Here is a 19,287-nt window from a genome sequence, read left to right as displayed (position 1 = left end):
ACCGATGCCTTACGTGTAGCTTGGCCTCAGGTCAAAGGCGGCTCCCGTCGCCTCACGAGAACATAAGAGTGTAGAACGAGCATGGCGCAAGGTGCCGCCACGGCTCCGCAGGCCCCGGCACCGACGCCGGCCCATGCGGCCCCCGCCCGCCCCGAGCGGCGCTACAGTCCACGTCACACCTATGGCGCGCTCGATCTGGGCACCAACAATTGTCGCCTGCTCGTGGCTCGTCCGGTCGATGACGGCTTCGTCGTGGTCGACGCCTTTTCGCGCGTCGTCCGCCTCGGCGAGGGACTGGCCGGCAGCGGCCGCCTCAGCGATGCGGCGATGGACCGCGCCTTGTCCGCCCTCTCGATCTGCGCCGACAAGTTGAGGCGCCGCCGCGTCTCGATCGCGCGCTCGGTCGCGACCGAGGCCTGCCGCCGCGCCGTCAACGGCCGCGAGTTTGTCGAGCGTGTTTATCGCGAGACCGGCATCGCCCTCGACATCATCCCGCCCCAGGAGGAAGCGCGCCTGGCGATGCTCGGCTGCCACCGCCTGCTCGAGCCCGGCGACGGCCCCGCCCTCATCTTCGACATTGGCGGCGGCTCGACGGAGCTGGTGCTGGTCGACACGGACGGCGACGCCACGCCCCGCATCAAGAGCTGGTGGAGCGCGCCCTGGGGCGTCGTCTCGCTGACCGAAAGCGAAGGCCGCGACCATAAGGGCGCGGAGGAGCATCTCGCGGCCTATGTCCGCATGCGTGAGCGCGTGCGCCACGCCTTCCGCCGCTTCGCCGAACAGCTGCCCGGCGACAAGCAGGACCTGCGGCTGATGGGCACCAGCGGCACGGTGACGACCCTCGCCAGCGTCCATCTCGCCTTGCCGAGCTACGACCGCCGCGCGATCGACGGGCTGATGGTGCCGACGGAATCGATGCGCGAGATCAGCCGCATGATGTCGCGGATGACGCTGGAGGAACGCGCCGGCCTCCCCTGCATCGGCCTCGAACGCGCCGACCTGGTGGTTGCCGGCTGCGCGATCCTGGAGGCGATCATGGACATCTGGCCCGCGAGGATCCTTGGCGTCGCCGACCGCGGCATCCGCGAAGGCATCCTGCGCTCGCTGATGGCCCGCGACGGCCACAAGATATGAGCCAGGATCGCGGCCTCAGGACCCGCGTCAAGACAGCCAAGGGGCGCAAGGTCGGCTCGACCAAATGGCTCGAGCGCCAGCTCAACGATCCCTATGTGAAGCGCGCCAAGGCGGAGGGCTATCGCTCCCGCGCGGCCTACAAGCTGATCGAGCTCGACGAGCGGTTCGGCTTCCTGAAGGGCGTGCAGCGCGTCGTCGACCTCGGCATCGCGCCGGGCGGCTGGAGCCAGGTGGTACGCAAGAAGGCGCCCAAGGCGGTCGTCGTGGGCATCGACCTGCTGCCCACCGACCCGCTCGACGGCGTCGCCATCCTCCAGATGGACTTCATGGACGATGCCGCGCCCGAGCGGCTCAAGGAGGAACTCGGCGGCCCTGCCGACCTCGTCCTGTCCGACATGGCCGCGAACACTGTCGGCCATCCGCAGACCGATCATCTCCGCACGATGGCGCTGGTCGAAGCGGGCCTGCTATTTGCTACAGAAGTGCTGCGCCACGGCGGCGCCTATGTCGCCAAGGTGCTCGCAGGCGGCGCCGACAACGATCTCGTGGCGGCGCTCAAGAAGAACTTCGCAACGGTGAAGCACGCCAAGCCGCCCGCCAGCCGCAAGGGCTCGAGCGAATGGTATGTAGTGGCTCAAGGCTTCAAGGGACGCTCCGACGACTGATGGGCAGCACCAATTACCGCAGCACCTTCATCACCGCCGCAGCGGATTGTCCCGCCCAGATCGGCGAGGAGCCCACGAAAGGCATAGCGGGCATCCAGCATGCAATCCTCGCGCAGCGGCCGCCTTATTCGATGACCAGCGACGATCTGCTGTTCGAGGCTGAGAAACAGCGAAAGGGACTGGCGGGGACGACCGAGGAGCGTGAGGCATTCTTCGCCAAGCCCCAGGCCTGTCTCAGGGCATCTCCGCTGGCGAAGAGATTCGGCTGGGGCATCCACCACGATGCCGAAGAACGGATCGCGCTCGTTGCCCGCGGCAGCGAGGAATACGATCGTCTGGTCGCCAGCGAAGGACTCAAGATCGTCGCGGCGATGCGAAACAAACGCGCTGGCTGATCAGCTGCTCGAACGCGCTTCCGCGATCGCGGCCTTGAGCGCGTCATAGCCGACGGCGCCCTGCAGCACCTTGTTGCCGACCACGAAGGTCGGTGTGCCGGTCGCGCCGATGCCGCGGGCGAGTTCGTAATTCTTCTCGATCTCGCGGCGATATTCGGGCGAAGCATGGGCGTGCGCGACGCCGGCTCCAGTCGTGGCCGCAGCAACAGCGCCGGGCGTCGGGCGGCCCTGAGCGAACAGCCGGTCATGATAGTCGCGGAAACGTCCCTGGCTCGCGGCGGCTAGGCTGGCTTCCGCCGCGGCGAGGCTGTCCTGGCCCAGCACCGGCCATTCGCGCCAAACGACCTTGAGCTTCTTGTCCTCGTCGAGCAGCCGTTCGACGTCGGCATTGCTCTTGCGGCAGAAGCCGCAGGCATAGTCGAAGAACTCGACCAGCACGACGTCCGCATCCTTCGCCCCCGCCCAGGCTCCGCCGAACGGCGTCTCCAGCGCCTGCCGGTTCGCGTCCACCACCTTGGCGACCTCGCGATCCTGAAGGCGCCGCATCGCGTCGGGGAGGATCTCGGGATTGGCGAGGATATAATCGTGGACGATCGCCTCGATCTCGGCGCGCTCGCTGCGCGGCCCGAAACCGCTGCCGCCGGCGATCACCATGGCCGACGCCCCGATCAGGATCCCGCCCGCACCCGCGAGCAGGGCTGCACGATTCATCCTGCGCCCCCGCACGCGGTCACCGCTGGCACGCGCTTGTCGGACCGCTCGAGTTGCTTGGCGGTCGACTTGTCCTGCTCGAGCAGCGCGCGCGACGCCATTGCGATATCGGTGGCCCTCAGACACTCGCGCGTGCCCGGCTTCGCACCTGCCATCGCCATCCGCGCGCTGGCCATCGCCGCCATCGCATTGCCCTGCAGGCTGTGACGCTCAGCCGTCGCCAGCGCAGCCCCGGCGCGATCGCCTTCGCGGTCGTAGATGATGCCGAGCTGATACCAGGCGAACGGATTGCTGTTGTCACGGCCGATGGCCGAGCGGAGCACTTGCTTCGCCTCCTCGAAATTGGCGCTGTCCTCGGTCGAGATCAGGGCGTGCCCGAACAGGGCCGAGATGAGCGGTTGGTCCGGCGCAATCGCGATCGCCTGGCGAAGCGGTTCCAGCGCCTCCTTGGGCTTGCCGGATTCGAGCAGCACCTGGCCCTTGAGCTCGAGATAATAAGGATCGCGCGGATCGAGCTTGAGCAGGCCCTCTACCTCCGCATTGGCACGGTCGGGATAGGCGCTTTTGTGCCAGGCATAGGCCCGCGCATAACGGGCCGGGATGCTCTTGTCGGTCTCCGGATATTTGACGAGCGTCCGCTTCGGATCCTCGACGTAGCCGAACAATTTCGCCTTCACCCGCTGGAAGCGAGCCTCGAGCGCCGGATCGGTCGGCTTCTCCCAAGCGGGGTCTGCCTGGTAGAGATTTTCGAGCATCGCCATGCGCTCGCCGGTCAGCGGGTGGGTGCGCGCGTAGCTGTCCTCCTGCGGGATGGCGAGGCGGAACTCCTGGTTCTGCAGCTTCTCGAAAAAGGACAGCGATCCCTTGCCGCTGATCCCGGATTTGGTGAGGAAGCTCGCGCCGGCCTGGTCGGCCGCCGACTCCTGCACGCGGTTAAAGGCGAGGAACTTGCCGAGCGCGGCCTGCTGGCCGGCCGCCATGATGCCCGCCCCGGCCTCGCCCCCGCCCATCGCCATCGCAGCGGCGCCGAGCAGCACCGACAGCAGCATGATGCCGGTCGCGGTCTTGGCGCCCTCGCTGCCGCTGATCACGTGGCCGCCGGTGATATGCCCGAGCTCGTGGGCGATCACGCCCTGCACCTCGTTGGCAGTGTCGGCGGCGGTGATCAGGCCGGAATGGATGTAGACGATCTGCCCGCCGGCGACGAAGGCGTTGATCGACTTGTCGCCGACCAGCACGACCTGGACGTTCTCGGGCCGCAGACCCGCGGCCTCGATGAGCGGGCGCGACATGTCGCGGAACAGCGCCTCGGTCTCGGCATCGCGGAGGATCGACTGGGCCGCCGCGGGATGCAAGACCGCAGTGAAGCTCAAGGCGATCAGCATCGCCAGCCGGGCGAGCAGGTTGCTGATCCGGCGGCTCGGTCGGGAAGCTTCAGCCATGCGCACGCTTTTCTCCAACCGCGCCTGAACCCCCCATTAAGTCCTCCTCCCGCTCCCAAGCGGGAGGAGGATCAACATCTTAGCCGCCGAAGGTGCGCTGCCACCAGCCCCGGCGGGGCGGGCCGGCATCGCCTTCGTCGGCGGCGTCGTCCGCAGACGTGTCGCCGTTGCTCTCGCGGGCGAGCACGGGCGCTTCGGGTGAGGCAGGCTGGGCGGCGGCGGCTTCCACCGGCTCCGCAGCCTTGCGCCTGCGGCCGCGCGGCTTGGGCGGCTCACCGCCATCCTGATCGTTCGCCGCCTGCGGAGCCGCGCTCTCCTCCGCGGCCGGAGCCTCGGCATCCGCCTTGCGGCGCCGCGCCCGCTTCGGCTTGGGCGCCTCTTCTGCGACTTGCGGTTCGGGTTCGGGCTGAGCCGCAGCCTCGGGAGCGGGCGCCGCCTCGGATGCCGTTTCGGCGACCGGCGCAGTTACCGCTTCGGGCTGGACGTCCGATTTGCGGGCACGCGGGCGGCGACGGCCGCGCCGCGGCTTATCCTCGCCCTCCTCGTCCGGCTGAGGTTCAGGGGCAGGCGCTTCGCCGCCGGGCTCCTGATCGGCCTGAACCTCGGCCGCATCGGCCGCGACCTCCGCCTCGCCCTGCTCAGGACCGCCTTCTTCGCGGCCTTCGCCTTCCCTGCGCCGGCCGCCCCTGCGCCCGCGGCGGCGGCGGCGTTTGCGGCCGCGATCGCCTTCCTCGTCGGAGCGTTCGCGAGGCTGCTGCGACTGCTGGGGACGCCGCTCCTCGCGGGCCTCCTCCTGCTCGTCTTCTTCGTCCTCTTCCTCTTCTTCCTCCTCGTCGACCTCCGGAGCGAGATCCTCCTCCTCGTCGACGACAGGCGCCTCGATCCGCGGCCGCTGAAGCGGCGGCGGCCCGAGCGACTCAACGCTCATCTTGGCGCCTTCGAAGCTCTCGTCGATCAGCACCTCGACCATGACGCCGTAGCGCTGCTCGACCTCGGCGATCTCGTGACGCTTACGGTTGAGCACGTAGATGGCGGCCTCGCGTCCTGCGCGCAGCACGATGCGGCTGCCGCGTCCCCGCGCCGCCTCATCCTCCAGCATACGCAGCGCCGACAGGCCCGCCGAAGAGGCTGTGCGCATCAGGCCCGAGCCCTCGCAATGCGGGCAGGGCTTGGTCGACGCTTCGAGCACCCCGGTGCGCAGGCGCTGGCGGCTCATCTCCATCAGCCCGAACGAAGAGATGCGGCCGACCTGGATGCGGGCGCGATCGTTCTTCAGCGCCTCCTTCATCGCCTTCTCGACCTTCCGGACATGGCCGTTCGATTCCATGTCGATGAAGTCGATGACCACCAGACCCGCCATGTCGCGCAGGCGCAGCTGGCGGGCGATCTCGTTCGCCGCCTCGATGTTGGTCGCGTAGGCGGTCTGCTCGATATTGTGCTCGCGGGTCGAGCGGCCGGAGTTGATGTCGATCGAGACCAGAGCCTCGGTCGGGTTGATCACGAGATAGCCACCGGATTTCAGCTGGACGAGCGGCTGGTACATGCCGGCAAGCTGGTCCTCGACGCCAAAGCGCTGGAAGAGCGGCACCGGATCGACATAATTCTGCACGCGCTTGGCGTGGCTCGGCATCAGCAGCTTCATGAAGTTGCGCGCCGCCTTGTAGCCGTCGTCGCCCTCGACGATGACTTCGTCGATATCGCGGTTGTAGATGTCGCGGATCGCGCGCTTCACAAGGTCGCTGTCGCCGTAGATGAGCGCCGGCGCCGCGCTCTTCAGCGTCTTCTCGCGGATCTCGTCCCAGAGGCGGGCGAGATAGTCGAAGTCGCGCTTGATCTCGGTCTTGGTGCGCGACAGGCCGGCGGTGCGGACGATGCAGCCCATCGTCGAGGGCAGCGCCAGATCGGCCATGATCTGCTTGAGGCGCTTACGATCGGCGCCGTTCGAGATCTTGCGGCTGATGCCGCCGCCATGGCTCGTGTTCGGCATCAGCACGCAATAGCGGCCGGCAAGGCTCAGATAGGTGGTGAGCGCCGCGCCCTTGTTGCCGCGCTCTTCCTTGACGACCTGGACGAGCAGCACTTGGCGGCGGCGGATGACGTCCTGGATCTTGTAGCGGCGACGCAGATTCTGGCGCTTGCGGCGCAACTCGTCGGCGGCATTTTCGTCGGAGCCGTTGGTGGTGGCAGCCTTAGACGGCGCGGGTGCGTCCTCGTCGCCTTCTTCGGCCGGACCGCCGGCATCGTCGCCGACCTCCTCGATCTGGTCCTCTTCGGCGCCCGAGCTCTCCAGCGTCTCGCCGCTGTCGTCATTCTCGTAGCGGGCGTCCTCGGCGGCGCGGAGGCGCTCCTCCTCGGCGGCGTGTTCGGCCTCCTCGCGGAGCAGGGCCTCGCGATCCTCCTTCGGGATCTGGTAGTAATCGGGGTGGATTTCGCTGAAGGCCAGGAAGCCGTGGCGGTTGCCGCCATAATCGACAAAGGCCGCCTGCAGCGACGGCTCGACCCTGGTTACCTTGGCGAGATAGATATTGCCCTTGAGCTGCTTGTGCTCGGCGGATTCGAAGTCAAACTCCTCGATCCGGTTCCCCTTGACCACGGCCACCCGAGTTTCTTCCTGGTGGCGCGCGTCGATCAGCATGCGCATTGTCATTGATGTCACTCCACGCGCGTGCCGCCACGCCCGGGGGTCCGCCGAACCATGTTGTCGTTGGATGTCCCTGGTGGGCAGCGCGGTTCGCGCGCTCATAAATGGACGAAGGCGCGGCCGACCTGGCGCGCGCCTCGAATGTCCGGGTTGAAAGAAAATATGTGTCTGCTGCGAGGGGCAGGCCGGGCGAAAATGCCAGCCATGGGGCCGCTGCCGGAACGCCCGCAAGGGAGCGTCGGATCAGCGGGGAAACATGCCTCATGCAGCGTCAACCTAGAAGACCGGCTTGCACCGCCGGCAAAATCGTCACGGCCCGATCTTGTGACGGAAGGCTCCGTCGGCCTTCGAACCGCTAAGGTGAGTGCTAGCATCGGTTGATACAAGCGGCAACACTTTAAGGCTCGTCCTCCAGCCGCATTTCCGCTGGACCGGAAGGCGCATCGCACGGCAGAAAGGGCCATGTTGCTGACCGCGTTACTGTCCGCCCTGCTGAGCCTTGCTCCAAGCCTGATCGGCAGCGCCAAAACCGTGGAAGTCCCCGCCCGGAACGAAGTGACGGTGCCGGTCGAGGCGGCGACATCCGGGCCCCGACCCGATGACCCCGCCATCGTTGGCGCCGACGATCCGAACCGGCCGCTGGTGGTCATCGATGCCGGCCATGGCGGCCGCGATTCCGGCGCGACAGCGACCGATAATGGCCGCGCCGAAAAGGAGATCACGCTCGAGCTCGCCCGCGCGATCCGCGACGAGCTGGTGCGGTCGGGGAAGATGCGCGTCGCCCTCACCCGCGACGGCGACCGCTTCATCGAGCTGCGCGAGCGCTTCGAGATCGCCCGCCGCCTCGGCGCCGAGCTGTTCGTCTCGGTCCATGCCGACGCCGCGCCGCTCAGCGACGAGGCGCGTGGCGCCACCGTCTACACCCTCTCCGAAGTGGCTTCCGACCGGGAGGCGGCGTTGCTTGCGAGCGGCGAGAACCAGTCCGACGTCATCGGCGGCGTGAACCTCCGCGGCCGCAACGCCGACGTCAACATGATCCTGATCGACCTTGCCCAGCGCGAGAGCATGAACGTCTCGGCCGACTTCGCCCGCCTGCTGATGCGCGAAGCCTCCCCTTTCTTCCCGTTCCGCCCGGACCCGCACCGCTTCGCCTCCTTCATCGTGCTGAAGGCGCCCGACATCCCCTCGGTCCTGTTCGAGACCGGCTACCTCACCAACCCGCACGACAGCGCCTACATCCAGTCGCCCGAAGGCCAGCAGCAGATCGCCACCGGCATGCGCCGCGCCATCGAAACCCATTTCGCCACGCGCATGATGCGTCAGGCGCAGCGTCTCGCCCGGCTGGCAAGCCGGTGACCTTTCGATGAGGAGCCCTGCCATGCGTGCACTCCTGTTGTTGCTCGCCCTTCTCCCCGCTCCCGCTTTGGCCGCACCTGATCTTGCCGGCGAGTGGCTGGTCGAGGACAAGAGCGCGACGGTGACGATCGCCCGCTGCGGCGGGAGCTGGTGCGGCAGGGTCGCGCGGATCCTGCGGCGCACGCCTGACTGGAAGGGCAACGACGTCAACAATCCGGATCCGAAGCTGCGCTCGCGGCCCGTCATCGGGCTGCCGATCCTGACCGGCTTCACACCGGACGCGAAGGGGCTGAGCGGAGGCCGGATCTATGACCCCAATTCGGGCCGCACCTATCGCTCGATGCTCCGGCTCAATCCGGACGGCTCGCTCAAGGTGTCCGGCTGCATCGCCTTCATCTGCCAGTCGCAGCGCTGGACGCGGGCGCGCTGACGTTCGGCCGGGTTCAGACGCACCGACGCAGCGTCGCACTCCCTTCACCCTTTGCGCGCAATGGTCTAAAGCCGCCCGCACATGAGTATCGACGCCGTCCAGCCGACCCGCTTCGCCCAGTTCCGTCACTCTGCCGGCCGGGTCACCCCGTTCCTGCGCCGCGCCTGGGGCCGGACGTGGGTGAAGGTGCTGGCACTCCTCGCCCTCCTTGGGCTGCTCTTCTATCTGCTGCTGTGGGCGATCTTCACGCGCGACCTGCCGTCGGCGGAATCGCTGCTGACCTACGAGCCGCCGCTGCCGAGCAACGTGCGCGGCATCAACGGCGAGCCGATCCAGACCTTCGCCCGTGAACGCCGCGTCCAGCTCTCCTACGAGGAATATCCGCGCCAGCTGATCCAAGCGTTCCTGGCCGCCGAGGACCGCACCTTCTTCACTCATGGCGGCATCGACTATCCGGGCATCTTCCGGGCGATCATCACCAACCTCCAGAATAGCGGCCGCCCGGTCGGCGCCTCCACCATCACCCAGCAGGTCGCCAAGAACCTGCTGCTCACCAATGAGCTCAGCTACACCCGCAAGATCCGCGAGCTGTTCCTCGCCCGCCGCATCGAGGATGTGCTGACCAAGCAGCAGATCCTCGAGCTCTACCTCAACCAAATCTTCCTCGGCCGGAACGCCTATGGCGTGCAGGCGGCGGCGCGCGCCTATTTCGACAAGGATGTCGACGATCTGGCGCTGCACGAGGCCGCCTATCTCGCCATCCTGCCCAAGGCGCCGAGCAACTACACGCCCGAGCGGCACAATGAGCGCGCCCTGGCCCGCCGCAATTTCGTCCTGTCCGAGATGGCCCGCAACGGCTTCATCACGGAAGCCGAGCGCGCCGCCGCCGCGGCCCAGCCGCTCGGCACTGTCCGCGGCGCCCGCAACACCGTCAAGAATGTCGGCGGCTATTATATGGAGGAGGTCCGCCGCCTCCTCGTCGAACGCTATGGCGAGAATGCGGAGACCGGCCCCAACAGCGTCTATGCCGGCGGCCTGTGGGTGCGCACGCCGTATAATCCCGAGATGCAGAAGGCGGCCGAGAATGCCCTTCGCGACGGCCTGATGCGCTATGACGGCGGCCGCGGCTGGCGCGATCCCGGACTCAGCATCGACATGTCCAAGGATTGGCGCAGCCAGCTCGCCATCGCCGACTACGGCGTCGGCTACGATGACTGGCGCTCGGCCGTGGTCGTCGACAAGGATGGCAGCGCTGCGACGATCGGCTTCTCCGACGGCACCACCGCCACCCTCCCCCGCTCTGCGGCCTCGATGCCGAAGCGTGGCGGCGGCGGACCGGCCTTCGACTTCCTTCGCCCGGGCATGATCATCGCGGTCAAGCGCAACGGCACCGACGATTATGCACTGCGATCGGTGCCCGAGATCGGCGGCGCCTTCGTCGCGCAGGAAGTCGCGACCGGCCGCGTGCTCGCCATGCAGGGCGGCTGGGACGTGCGCGGCTCCTCCTTCAACCGCGCGACGCAGGCGCTGCGCCAGCCGGGTTCGACCTTCAAGCCGGTCGTCTATGCGGCCGCGCTCGACGCCGGCATGACGCCCGCCTCGATCATCATCGACGGCCCCTTCTGCGTCAGCCAGGGTCCCGCTCTGCCGCAGAAATGCTTCCGCAACTTCTCCGGCGGCAATGCCGGGCCACAGACCATGCGCTGGGGCCTCGAACAGTCGCGCAACCTGATGACGGTCCGCGCCGCCAACCAGACCGGCATGAACAATGTGACCAGGCTCGCCCGGCGCCTCGGCGTGGGCGACTATGAGAATTATCTGTCGATCTCGCTCGGCGCCGGCGACACGACGGCGCTCAAAATGACCAATGCCTTCGCCATCCTCGCCAATCAGGGCAAGGAAGTGAAGCCGAGCCTGGTCGACTATATCCAGGACCGGCGCGGCAAAGTGATCTACCGCGCCGACACGCGCTGCGGCGCGATGAACAATGCTTGCAACGCGGGTGACTGGGACGGCCGGCCGATGCCGCGCCCGCCGCTCCGCACCAAGCAGTTGATGGACCCGATCACCGCCTATCAGATGGTCCATATCCTGGAGGGCGTCGTCACCCGCGGCACCGCCCAAAGCCTGCGCGACCTGAAGTGGCCGCTCTTCGGCAAGACCGGCACCTCGACCGGCCCGACCAACGTCTGGTTCATCGGCGGCACGCAGGATGTAGTCGCGGGTGTCTACATGGGCTTCGATCAGCCGCGGCCGATGGGCCATTATGCCCAGGGCGGCCGCCTCGCTGCGCCGATCTTCAAGGATTTCGCGATCAAGGCGTTCAAGGACATGCCGGTGGTGCCGTTCCGGGCGCCGCAGGGGGTGCGCATGGTCCGGATCGATCGCCGCTCCGGCAAGAAGGTGTTCGGCGCCTGGCCGAGCGCGACCGAGCCCAAGGCGGCGGTGATCTGGGAGGCGTTCAAGCCCGAAAGCGAGCCGCGCCGCACCGCCACCCGCTACGAGGTCGCCAGCCGCGAGGATCTGAAGGCCCGTCTCGAGCAGGCGATCCAGGCGCGGTCCCGCCGCCAATCCGGCATGGGCGGCCCCGTCGTTCGGCCCGACAGCGACTTCTTGCAAAGAGAGGGCGGGATTTACTAGGTCCGCCTCGGCCTCATCCGTTATTGCCAAGGATTATCCATGCGCGCCGAAGCGCAAGCCCATGTCGACCAGATAAGGTCCGCGCTCGACCTCCTCCGCCGATTCCTCGATTGGGATCGCGCGCTGAGGCGGCTGGACGAGCTCAACAACCGCGTCGAGGACCCCGCGCTCTGGAACGACGCCAAGGCCGCGCAGGAGGTGATGCGCGAGCGCCGCCGGCTGGACGAGGCGATCGGCGCCACCAAGGCGATCAGCACCGAGCTCGACGACACGGTCGAATTGATCGAAATGGCCGAAGCCGAGGGCGACGACGCGATGGTCGACGACGCCGTCGCTTCGCTCGCCGCGCTTGCGGAGCGCGCCGAGCGCGACAAGGTCCAGGCCCTCCTTGCCGGCGAAGCCGACGCCAACGACACTTATGTCGAGATCAATGCCGGTGCGGGCGGCACCGAGAGCAACGACTGGGCCGGCATGCTCCAGCGCATGTACCAGCGCTGGGCCGAGCGCCACGGCATGAAGGTCGAGCTGGTCGACCAGCATTCGGGCGAGCAGGCCGGCATCAAGTCCGCGACCCTGCTGCTCAAGGGCGAGAATGCCTACGGCTATGCCAAGACCGAGAGCGGCGTCCACCGCCTCGTCCGGATCAGCCCCTATGACAGCTCGGCCCGCCGCCACACCAGCTTCGCCAGCGTCTGGGTCTATCCGGTGGTCGACGACAATATCGATATCGAGATCAACGAGAGCGAGCTCCGCATCGACACCTATCGCGCGTCAGGTGCGGGCGGCCAGCACATCAACACCACCGATTCGGCGGTGCGCATCACCCACCTCCCGACCGGCATCGTCGTCCAGTGCCAGAACCAGCGCTCGCAGCACAAGAACAAGGCCGAGGCGTTCAACCAGCTCCGCGCCCGCCTCTACGAGGCCGAGCTGCAGAAGCGCGAGGCCGAGGCCAATGCCACCGCCGCGAGCAAGACCGACATCGGCTGGGGCCACCAAATCCGGAGCTACGTCCTCCAGCCCTATCAGCTGGTGAAGGACCTGCGCACGGGCGTCACCTCCACCGCGCCGTCCGACGTGCTCGACGGCGACCTCGACCGCTTCATGGCCGCCGCCTTGTCGCAGCGGGTGACCGGCGAGAAGGTCGAAGTCGAAGATGTGGAATAGGGGCGCTCTTCTCCCGCTCGTCCTGCTCGCACCCGCCTGCGATGCCCAGCAGGCGCGCGAGCCCAGCCCCTTCCCCGATCCGCAGCGCCCCGTCGCGCCGATCGTCTCGCCCCGCTATTCCAATGAGGACGCCCGCGACAGCATCGGCGAGTTCGAGACGGTCGTCGATCTGGCCGGCATCGAGCCCGGAATGTCGGTTGCCGACATCGGCGCGGGCGAAGGCTATTATACGATCCGCCTGTCACCGCTCGTCGGCCCCAAGGGCCGCGTCCTGGCTCAGGATATCGTGCCCGCCACCCGCGATGCGCTGGCCCAGCGCGTCAACCGCGAACGGCTCGACAATGTCGCGGTGAAGCTCGGCGAATCGAACGACCCGAAGCTGCCGGAAGTCTCGTTCGACCGTATCCTTCTCATCCACATGTATCACGAGATCGAGCGGCCGAGCGAGTTCCTCTGGCACATACGCGGCTCGCTGAAGCGCGACGGCCGCGTGATCGTCGTCGATGCCGACCGCACCACCGACCGCCATGGCACGCCGCCAAAGCTGCTGGTCTGCGAATTCGCCGCCGTCGGCTACGAGCTCACCCGGTTCGAGCGTCTTCCCGACAGCGAATCCTACTTCGCTCAGTTCGAAGCACGCGGCCCCCGTCCCGCGCCCGAGCAGATACCCACCTGCCCGGCCTGAAGCTCAGAGCAGCTTCAGCGCCCGAAAGCTGCTGATCCGCGGCCCCGCGAATATGAGATGGTCGTGGAGCGCGACCCCCAGCTCCGACAGGACCGCCGCGAGCCTGCGCGTCGCCTCGACATCCCTGGCGCTCGGCGCCTCGTCGCCGCTCGGATGATTGTGCGCGAGAACGAGTCCGGTCGATCCGAACCGCAGCGTATCGGCAACGATCGACCGGATCGGCAGGTTGACCTCCGCCTCCGCCTCGACCTCGCCTTCGGCAAGCCCCAGCAGCCGCCGGCCATCATCGAGATGCAGCACGACGAGCTTCTCTTCCCTGAGGGCTGCGAAAATCGGCCCAACGAGATCCGCCGCGTCCCGTGCCGTCGCCACGATGGGAAAAACCTGTTGCGCGAGAGGCATGAGGCTTCATGCCATCGCTCCCGCCCCGGCGCTGGCGTTGCTTCATCCGTTTTGACGCCGCTTCGGATAGAGCTTGCTTGGAATGAAGCGGGCCAGCGGCCATAGTCGGACCATGCAGGCTTATCACGATCTCCTCCAGCGCATCCTCGACGAAGGCGTGCCGCAGCAGGACCGCACCGGCGTCGGAACCCTGAGCGTATTCGGCCACCAGATGCGCTTTGACCTCAGCAAAGGCTTCCCGCTCGTCACCACCAAGAAGCTGCACCTGCGCTCGATCATCATCGAGTTGCTTTGGTTCCTGAAGGGCGACACCAACGTTCGCTACCTGAAGGAAAACAAGGTCAGCATCTGGGACGAATGGGCGGACGAGAATGGCGACCTCGGCCCCGTCTACGGCAAGCAGTGGCGCGAGTGGGAGGGGCCCGACGGCCAGCGCATCGACCAGATTGCGGGCCTCATCCAGCAGATCAACACCAACCCCGCCTCCCGCCGCCAGATCGTCTCCGCCTGGAATCCGGCCGAGATCGACCGGATGGCGCTCGCCCCCTGCCACTGCCTGTTCCAGACCCAGGTCGCGAACGGCCGCCTCAATCTCCAGCTCTACCAGCGCAGCGCCGATGTCTTTCTCGGCGTCCCCTTCAACATCGCCAGCTATGCCTTGCTGACGCACATGCTCGCCCAGCAATGCGGCCTGGAGCCCGGCACCTTCGTCTGGACCGGCGGCGACTGCCACCTCTACTCCAACCATCTCGACCAGGCCCGCCTCCAACTCACCCGCGACCCCCGCCCCCTCCCCCGCCTGACCATCCTCCGCCGCCCCGACGCCATCGATCAGTATGAGTATGAGGATTTCGAGATCAGCGAATACGAGCCCCACCCCCACATCGCCGCGCCGGTGGCGGTGTGAGCCGTGAGATCGTGCTCGTCGTCGCGCGAGCCGAGAATGGAGTGATCGGCCGAGACGGCGCGCTGCCATGGCACCTCCCGGACGACCTCAAACGGTTCAAGGCGCTGACCATGGGCAAGCCGATGATCATGGGCCGCAAAACCTTCGAAAGCCTGCCCAAGCTTCTTCCCGGAAGACGTCACATCGTCATCACGCGTGACACGGCCTGGCATGCGGAAGGAGCCGAGGTTGCGAACGACATTGAAGGGGCCCTCGCGCTTGCCGGCGACGGCGGCGTCTCGGTGATCGGCGGCGCCGAGATCTTCAGCCTGTTCGCCGACCGCGCTCACCGGGTGGAGCTGACCGAGGTGCACGGCGCCCCCTTGGGCGACACCTATCTTCCCGCGTTCGGCCCGGAGTGGCGGGAGGCGTTCCGCGAGGATCGTGAGGGCTACAGCTTCGTGACGCTGGAGCGGGCCTAGCGGCGCTGCCCCCTTGGGGCGTGACTCAGGGCCCCGGAGCGGCAATAACCCTTCACCGAGGGGGTCCGCATGACGCAGGTTGCCGCCAGCTCTGCACTGGACGATGCCGCTTCCGGCACGCCGAGGGCGCAGCTTCGCCGCTTCCTCTACGGGGTGCTCGTCCTGCTGATGCTGGGAGCGCTCTGCGCGCCCTTCTTCACCGAGCTGATCGCGGAGAATTCACCGCCGGTGCGCGGCGGACGGGTCGACTACGCGAACTGGGGTCCGCTCGACGAGCCGGTCGAACTCGCCGGCGACTGGACCTTCACATGGCGCGCCGGTCCGGGCGGCCCCCCGCCGGGCACGCGGATGCAGGTGCGAGTGCCGGGCCTGTGGGAAGGCACGCCGGGCCCGGGCGGCGGCACGCTCCCGACCAGCGGCCTCGCCTCTTACGAGGCGACGCTCACCGGCATCCCCGCCGGCAGCTACCTTCTCCACATCCCAAACATCTTCGCCGCCAACCAGGTCTGGATCAACGGCCGCCTGATGTCCTCGCGCGGGCAGATCGGCTCGACGCCCGAGACCACCCGCTATTCCGTCCGCGCTCACGACATTCCCTTCGAGGCAAGCGGCGGCCCGATCCGCCTGCGGATCGATGCCGCCGCCTTCCACCACCGCGACAATGGCCTCGAGGAGCCGCCGGTCATCGGTCTCGACGGGCCGATGCGCACCTGGATCGCGCTCAAATGGTCGCGCGAATTCCTCTACAATATCGCCCTGCTGCTGATCGCCGCGCTCGGCATCGCCGTCTACCTGTTCCGCCCGCGCGACCGCGCGCCGCTCTATTTCGGCCTCTCCTGCCTGCTCTTTATCCCGTCGGCGTCGGTGTTCGGCTACGACAATCTGCTGCTGCTGACCTTCCCAAGCATGTCGTTCCGCGACATGCTGCTCGTCCAATATCTGCCCGGCGCGTTCGCGATCGGCTTCTTCTTCCTCAACGCCCACACCCTCTTCCCGAACGAAAGCTCGAAGCTGGTCGCCGCCGGGATCGTTGCCCTGCTCGGCCTCTATTTCATCCTTCAGACGATCATCCTCCTGTCGGGCGACACCCTCCTCTCCTCGCGCGTCCAGCAGGTCTTCATGATCGGGATCGTCTTCACGGTCCTCTTCTACGCTCTCTTCATCGTCGCCCGCGCCACCCTCCGCCGCCGCGCCGGTGCCGCCATCTTCCTGCTCGGCCTCAGCATCTTCATCTTCACCTTCGTCGTCGGCGCGATCGTCGCCAGCGGCGTCATCCGCGCGGACCAGGTGGTCGGCTACGAATATACCGCGATGGGCGTCCTCATGCTGCTGTTCAGCCATGTCGTCATCATGGCGGAGCGCTGGGCGGTCGCGATCCAGAATGCCGAGCAGATGAACGACGACCTCCGCCGTCTGCTCGAGGTCAACACCGCCATCACCACCGAGATGCAGCTCGGCGCGCTCCTCAAGAAGATCGTCCAGGTAACCAGCAAGATCGTCCATGCCGACCGCAGCTCGCTCTTCCTCCACGACGACAAGGCGAAGCAGCTCTGGTCGCTGGTCGCCGAAGGGGTCGAGACGCGCGAGATCCGCTTCGCCGACACGCTCGGCATCGCCGGCGAAAGCTTCCAGACCGGCCAAATCCTCAACATCGACGAGGCGTATAACGACCCGCGCTTCAACCGCGAGATCGACCTCGAGACCGGCTACACCACCCACTCCATCCTCACCATGCCGGTCAACGCCCGCGACGGCCGCCGGCTCGGCGTGATGCAGTCGCTCAATCGCCAGGGCGGGCGCTTCAGCAGCGGCGACATCGCCCGCATGAGCGCGTTCGCGGCGCAGGCGGCGATCGCGATCGACAACGCCACCCTCTTCTCCGAGGTGGTCTCCGCCAAGAATTACAACGAGAGCATCCTGCGCTCGATGTCGAGCGGCGTCATCACGCTCGACCGCGACGCCAATGTCGCCAAGCTCAACAGCGCCGCCTGCGAGATGCTCGGCTTCAGCGCCGACGAGGCCGGCGGCGCCAACATCCGCCAGCTCCTCGCCGAGGGCAATCCGTTCATCATGGGAGAGGTCGAGGCGGTCAGCGCCGGCGGCGAGCCCAAGACCCTGCTCGACATCGACGTGCGCACCGCCCGCGGCGACAACATCTCGGCGAACATCACGATCGTTCCGCTGATGAGCGAGACCGAGCGGGTCGGCCTCCTCATCCTCATCGAGGACATCAGCGAGGGCAAGCGGCTGCAGGGCGCGATGCGGCGCTTCATGACCCAAAAGGTGGTCGATCAGGTGCTCGGCCGCGGCGACGATCTCCTGTTCGGCACCTCCTGCGAGGCGAGCGTTCTGTTCGCCGACATACGCGGCTTTACCAGCCTCGCCGAACGCCTCGCTCCGCGCGAGACGGTCGACATGCTCAACGAGATCTTCACCGAGCTATTCGAGGCGGTGGCAGCCTCGGACGGCGTCCTCGACAAGTTCATCGGCGACGCGATTATGGCCGTCTACGGCGCGCCCCTCTCCACCGGCCGCGATCCGCAGAATGCGGTCGAGAGCGCGGTCCAGATGCTCCACATGCTGGAGGGCCTCAACGTCCGCCGCCGCGAGCGCCAGCTCGCCAATCTCCGCCTCGGCGTCGGCATCGCCACCGGCGATGTGGTTGCCGGCACGATCGGCAGCCCCAAGCGCATGGACTACACCGTAATCGGCGACAGTGTGAACCTCGCCGCCCGCCTCCAGGACATCACCAAGCGCTACCAGGTCGGCATCATCGTCGACGAGACCACCGCCGCCGAGGTCCGCGGCAGCCAGCCCCTGCGCGAGCTCGACCTCATCCAGGTCCGCGGACGTCAGCGGCCGGAGAAGATCTTCCAGGTGCTGACCGAGAACGGCGCCTTCCTGAACGGCGACGCGGTCCTCGCCGCCTATGCTGAGGGCCGGCAAAGCCTGCTCAACCGCAACTGGCCCGCCGCGGCCAAGGCATTCGAGGAGGCTGTTGCCCTCAATCCCGACGACCGCCCCTCCTCCCTCATGCTCGAACGCACCCGCATCCTCGAACGAAACCCGCCCGCCGCCGACTGGACCGGCGTCTGGACCACGCAGGAGTAAACCCGCGAAGCGAGAACACTCTCTCCGCGCCTCATCTCCTCTCTCCGCGCCTCCGCGTGAACCATCTTCCCTTTCCCCACGGGGAGGCGCGGAGAAGAAAAAAAGAGGCGCGGAGAGGAAATCTCTCCCGAATTGCCCCCGTCCCCAGCGCCTCCTATACCGCGCTCATGGAGCGGCTGGAGGGCGGCTCGGCGGTTCCGGAAGCGTTTCGCGGCGGTATCGTCGCGCTCGGCAATTTCGATGGGTTTCACAGGGGGCACCAGGCGGTGGTCGGCCGCGCCATCGCACGCGCCCGTGCCGAAGGCCGTCCCGCCCTCGTGGCCACCTTCGATCCCCATCCGGTCCGCTTGTTCAAGCCCGATCTGCCGCCCTTCCGGCTGACGACCCTGGACCAGCGCGAGCGCCTGTTCGCCGCCGCCGGCGCCGACGCGATGATCGTCTTCCGCTTCGACGCGGAGCTCGCCGCCGTCACCGCCGATGAGTTCGTCACCGACCGGCTGATCGCCCGCATCGGCGCCGCCGGCGTCGCCACCGGCGAGGACTTCACTTTCGGCAAGGGCCGCGGCGGCAATGTCGAGGTGCTGAAGCGTCTTGGCGCCGAGCACGGCCTCTCGGTCGACGCGGTGGCGCCCGTCATGGGCGACGGCGAGCCGGTCTCGTCCAGTTCGATCCGCGAGGCGCTCGAAGCCGGAGATTGCGAGACCGCCGCCGCTCTCCTCACCCGCCCCTTCGCGATCGAAGGCGTCGTCGAGCATGGCGACAAGCGCGGCCGCACGATCGGCTATCCGACCGCCAATCTCAGCCTCGGTACCTATCTCCGCCCCCGTTTCGGCATCTACGCCGTCCGCGCCCGCCTCCCCGACGGCCGCGTCCTCGACGGCGCCGCCAATCTCGGCATCCGCCCCACCTTCGAGCCGGCCAGGGAGCTGCTCGAACCCCATTTCTTCGACTTCTCCGGCGACCTTTACGGCCAGGTCATCGAGGTCGATCTCATTTCCTTCATCCGGCCCGAGCAGAAGTTCGACAGCCTCGACGCCCTCACCGCCCAGATGAGGCTGGACTGTGCCGTAGCCGGCAAGCGGCTTGCGGCCGCGCCGCCCCGGAATTGATGCCGCTTGCAAAATAGGAAGTCGGCTGGTT

The 19,287-nt window shown here is 67.4% G+C and carries 16 protein-coding genes; 12 read left to right on the top strand and 4 right to left on the bottom strand.

Annotation, left to right across the window (positions count from 1 at the left end):
• The first annotated feature begins 81 nt into the window (after window positions 1–81).
• From AC5JBD_RS09080 to AC5JBD_RS09070, 3 genes are read left to right on the top strand one after another with little or no spacing between them, the layout of a single operon-like run.
• On the top strand, window positions 82–1,134 hold the full coding sequence (locus AC5JBD_RS09080; protein ID WP_495721474.1) for a Ppx/GppA phosphatase family protein: 1,053 nt from the start codon (window positions 82–84) through the stop codon (window positions 1,132–1,134).
• Window positions 1,131–1,799 (top strand): RlmE family RNA methyltransferase, encoded by a 669-nt coding sequence (locus tag AC5JBD_RS09075; protein ID WP_495721473.1) that lies wholly within the window; start codon window positions 1,131–1,133, stop codon window positions 1,797–1,799. Before AC5JBD_RS09080 ends, AC5JBD_RS09075 begins: the two co-directional genes overlap by 4 nt.
• A complete protein-coding gene (locus AC5JBD_RS09070; protein WP_495721472.1) occupies window positions 1,799–2,194 on the top strand; it encodes a DUF6157 family protein in 396 nt (131 codons plus the stop codon). The genes AC5JBD_RS09075 and AC5JBD_RS09070 overlap by 1 nt, the downstream gene beginning before the upstream one ends.
• Here the strand turns inward: AC5JBD_RS09070 and AC5JBD_RS09065 are convergent, their stop codons facing one another.
• The 3 genes from AC5JBD_RS09065 to AC5JBD_RS09055 form a co-directional block, all read right to left on the bottom strand.
• The gene (locus AC5JBD_RS09065; protein ID WP_495721471.1) at window positions 2,195–2,905 is read right to left on the bottom strand and encodes a DsbA family protein; all 711 of its coding nucleotides are present in this window, start codon (window positions 2,903–2,905) and stop codon (window positions 2,195–2,197) included. It lies immediately after the preceding gene.
• On the bottom strand, window positions 2,902–4,347 hold the full coding sequence (locus AC5JBD_RS09060; protein WP_495721470.1) for a M48 family metalloprotease: 1,446 nt from the start codon (window positions 4,345–4,347) through the stop codon (window positions 2,902–2,904). The genes AC5JBD_RS09065 and AC5JBD_RS09060 overlap by 4 nt, the downstream gene beginning before the upstream one ends.
• Window positions 4,348–4,426: 79 nt before the next feature.
• Window positions 4,427–6,994 (bottom strand): Rne/Rng family ribonuclease, encoded by a 2,568-nt coding sequence (locus AC5JBD_RS09055; RefSeq protein ID WP_495721469.1) that lies wholly within the window; start codon window positions 6,992–6,994, stop codon window positions 4,427–4,429.
• Between the two features lie 456 nt (window positions 6,995–7,450).
• Here AC5JBD_RS09055 and AC5JBD_RS09050 point away from each other — a divergent pair, with 456 nt between their 5' ends.
• The 5 genes from AC5JBD_RS09050 (at window position 7,451) to AC5JBD_RS09030 (ending at window position 13,266) form a co-directional block, all read left to right on the top strand.
• The gene (locus tag AC5JBD_RS09050) at window positions 7,451–8,344 is read left to right on the top strand and encodes an N-acetylmuramoyl-L-alanine amidase family protein (RefSeq protein WP_495721468.1); all 894 of its coding nucleotides are present in this window, start codon (window positions 7,451–7,453) and stop codon (window positions 8,342–8,344) included.
• A 22-nt stretch (window positions 8,345–8,366) separates the two neighbouring features.
• Window positions 8,367–8,774 carry a DUF2147 domain-containing protein gene (locus AC5JBD_RS09045; RefSeq protein WP_495721467.1) on the top strand — a complete coding sequence of 136 codons (408 nt, stop codon included), beginning with the start codon at window positions 8,367–8,369 and terminating at the stop codon, window positions 8,772–8,774.
• Window positions 8,775–8,855: 81 nt separating this feature from the next.
• On the top strand, window positions 8,856–11,414 hold the full coding sequence (locus AC5JBD_RS09040; RefSeq protein WP_495721466.1) for a penicillin-binding protein 1A: 2,559 nt from the start codon (window positions 8,856–8,858) through the stop codon (window positions 11,412–11,414).
• A gap of 39 nt (window positions 11,415–11,453) precedes the next feature.
• The gene (prfB, locus tag AC5JBD_RS09035) at window positions 11,454–12,581 is read left to right on the top strand and encodes a peptide chain release factor 2 (protein WP_495721465.1); all 1,128 of its coding nucleotides are present in this window, start codon (window positions 11,454–11,456) and stop codon (window positions 12,579–12,581) included.
• Window positions 12,571–13,266, top strand: coding sequence for a class I SAM-dependent methyltransferase (locus AC5JBD_RS09030; RefSeq protein WP_495721464.1), 696 nt, complete (start codon window positions 12,571–12,573; stop codon window positions 13,264–13,266). Before prfB ends, AC5JBD_RS09030 begins: the two co-directional genes overlap by 11 nt.
• A 3-nt stretch (window positions 13,267–13,269) precedes the next feature.
• Here the strand turns inward: AC5JBD_RS09030 and AC5JBD_RS09025 are convergent, their stop codons facing one another.
• On the bottom strand, window positions 13,270–13,638 hold the full coding sequence (locus tag AC5JBD_RS09025; RefSeq protein ID WP_495721463.1) for a JAB domain-containing protein: 369 nt from the start codon (window positions 13,636–13,638) through the stop codon (window positions 13,270–13,272).
• A 142-nt stretch (window positions 13,639–13,780) separates the two neighbouring features.
• Here AC5JBD_RS09025 and AC5JBD_RS09020 point away from each other — a divergent pair, with 142 nt between their 5' ends.
• The 4 genes from AC5JBD_RS09020 to AC5JBD_RS09005 all read left to right on the top strand — a co-directional run bounded on the left by AC5JBD_RS09020 (window position 13,781) and on the right by AC5JBD_RS09005 (window position 19,256).
• Window positions 13,781–14,575: a thymidylate synthase gene (locus AC5JBD_RS09020; RefSeq protein WP_495721462.1), complete on the top strand. Its 795-nt coding sequence runs from the start codon at window positions 13,781–13,783 to the stop codon at window positions 14,573–14,575.
• Entirely contained in the window at window positions 14,572–15,036 is a 465-nt protein-coding gene (locus AC5JBD_RS09015; protein ID WP_495721461.1) for a dihydrofolate reductase, read from the top strand. The genes AC5JBD_RS09020 and AC5JBD_RS09015 overlap by 4 nt, the downstream gene beginning before the upstream one ends.
• Before the next feature lie 69 nt (window positions 15,037–15,105).
• Window positions 15,106–18,147: an adenylate/guanylate cyclase domain-containing protein gene (locus tag AC5JBD_RS09010; RefSeq protein ID WP_495721460.1), complete on the top strand. Its 3,042-nt coding sequence runs from the start codon at window positions 15,106–15,108 to the stop codon at window positions 18,145–18,147.
• A 167-nt stretch (window positions 18,148–18,314) separates the two neighbouring features.
• On the top strand, window positions 18,315–19,256 hold the full coding sequence (locus AC5JBD_RS09005; RefSeq protein WP_495721459.1) for a bifunctional riboflavin kinase/FAD synthetase: 942 nt from the start codon (window positions 18,315–18,317) through the stop codon (window positions 19,254–19,256).
• The last annotated feature ends 31 nt before the right edge of the window (window positions 19,257–19,287 follow it).

The sequence above is a fragment of the Allosphingosinicella sp. genome, from assembly GCF_059502505.1.
Note: the sequence above shows the minus strand (reverse complement) of the source record. Positions and strands in the feature narration are given on the sequence as shown.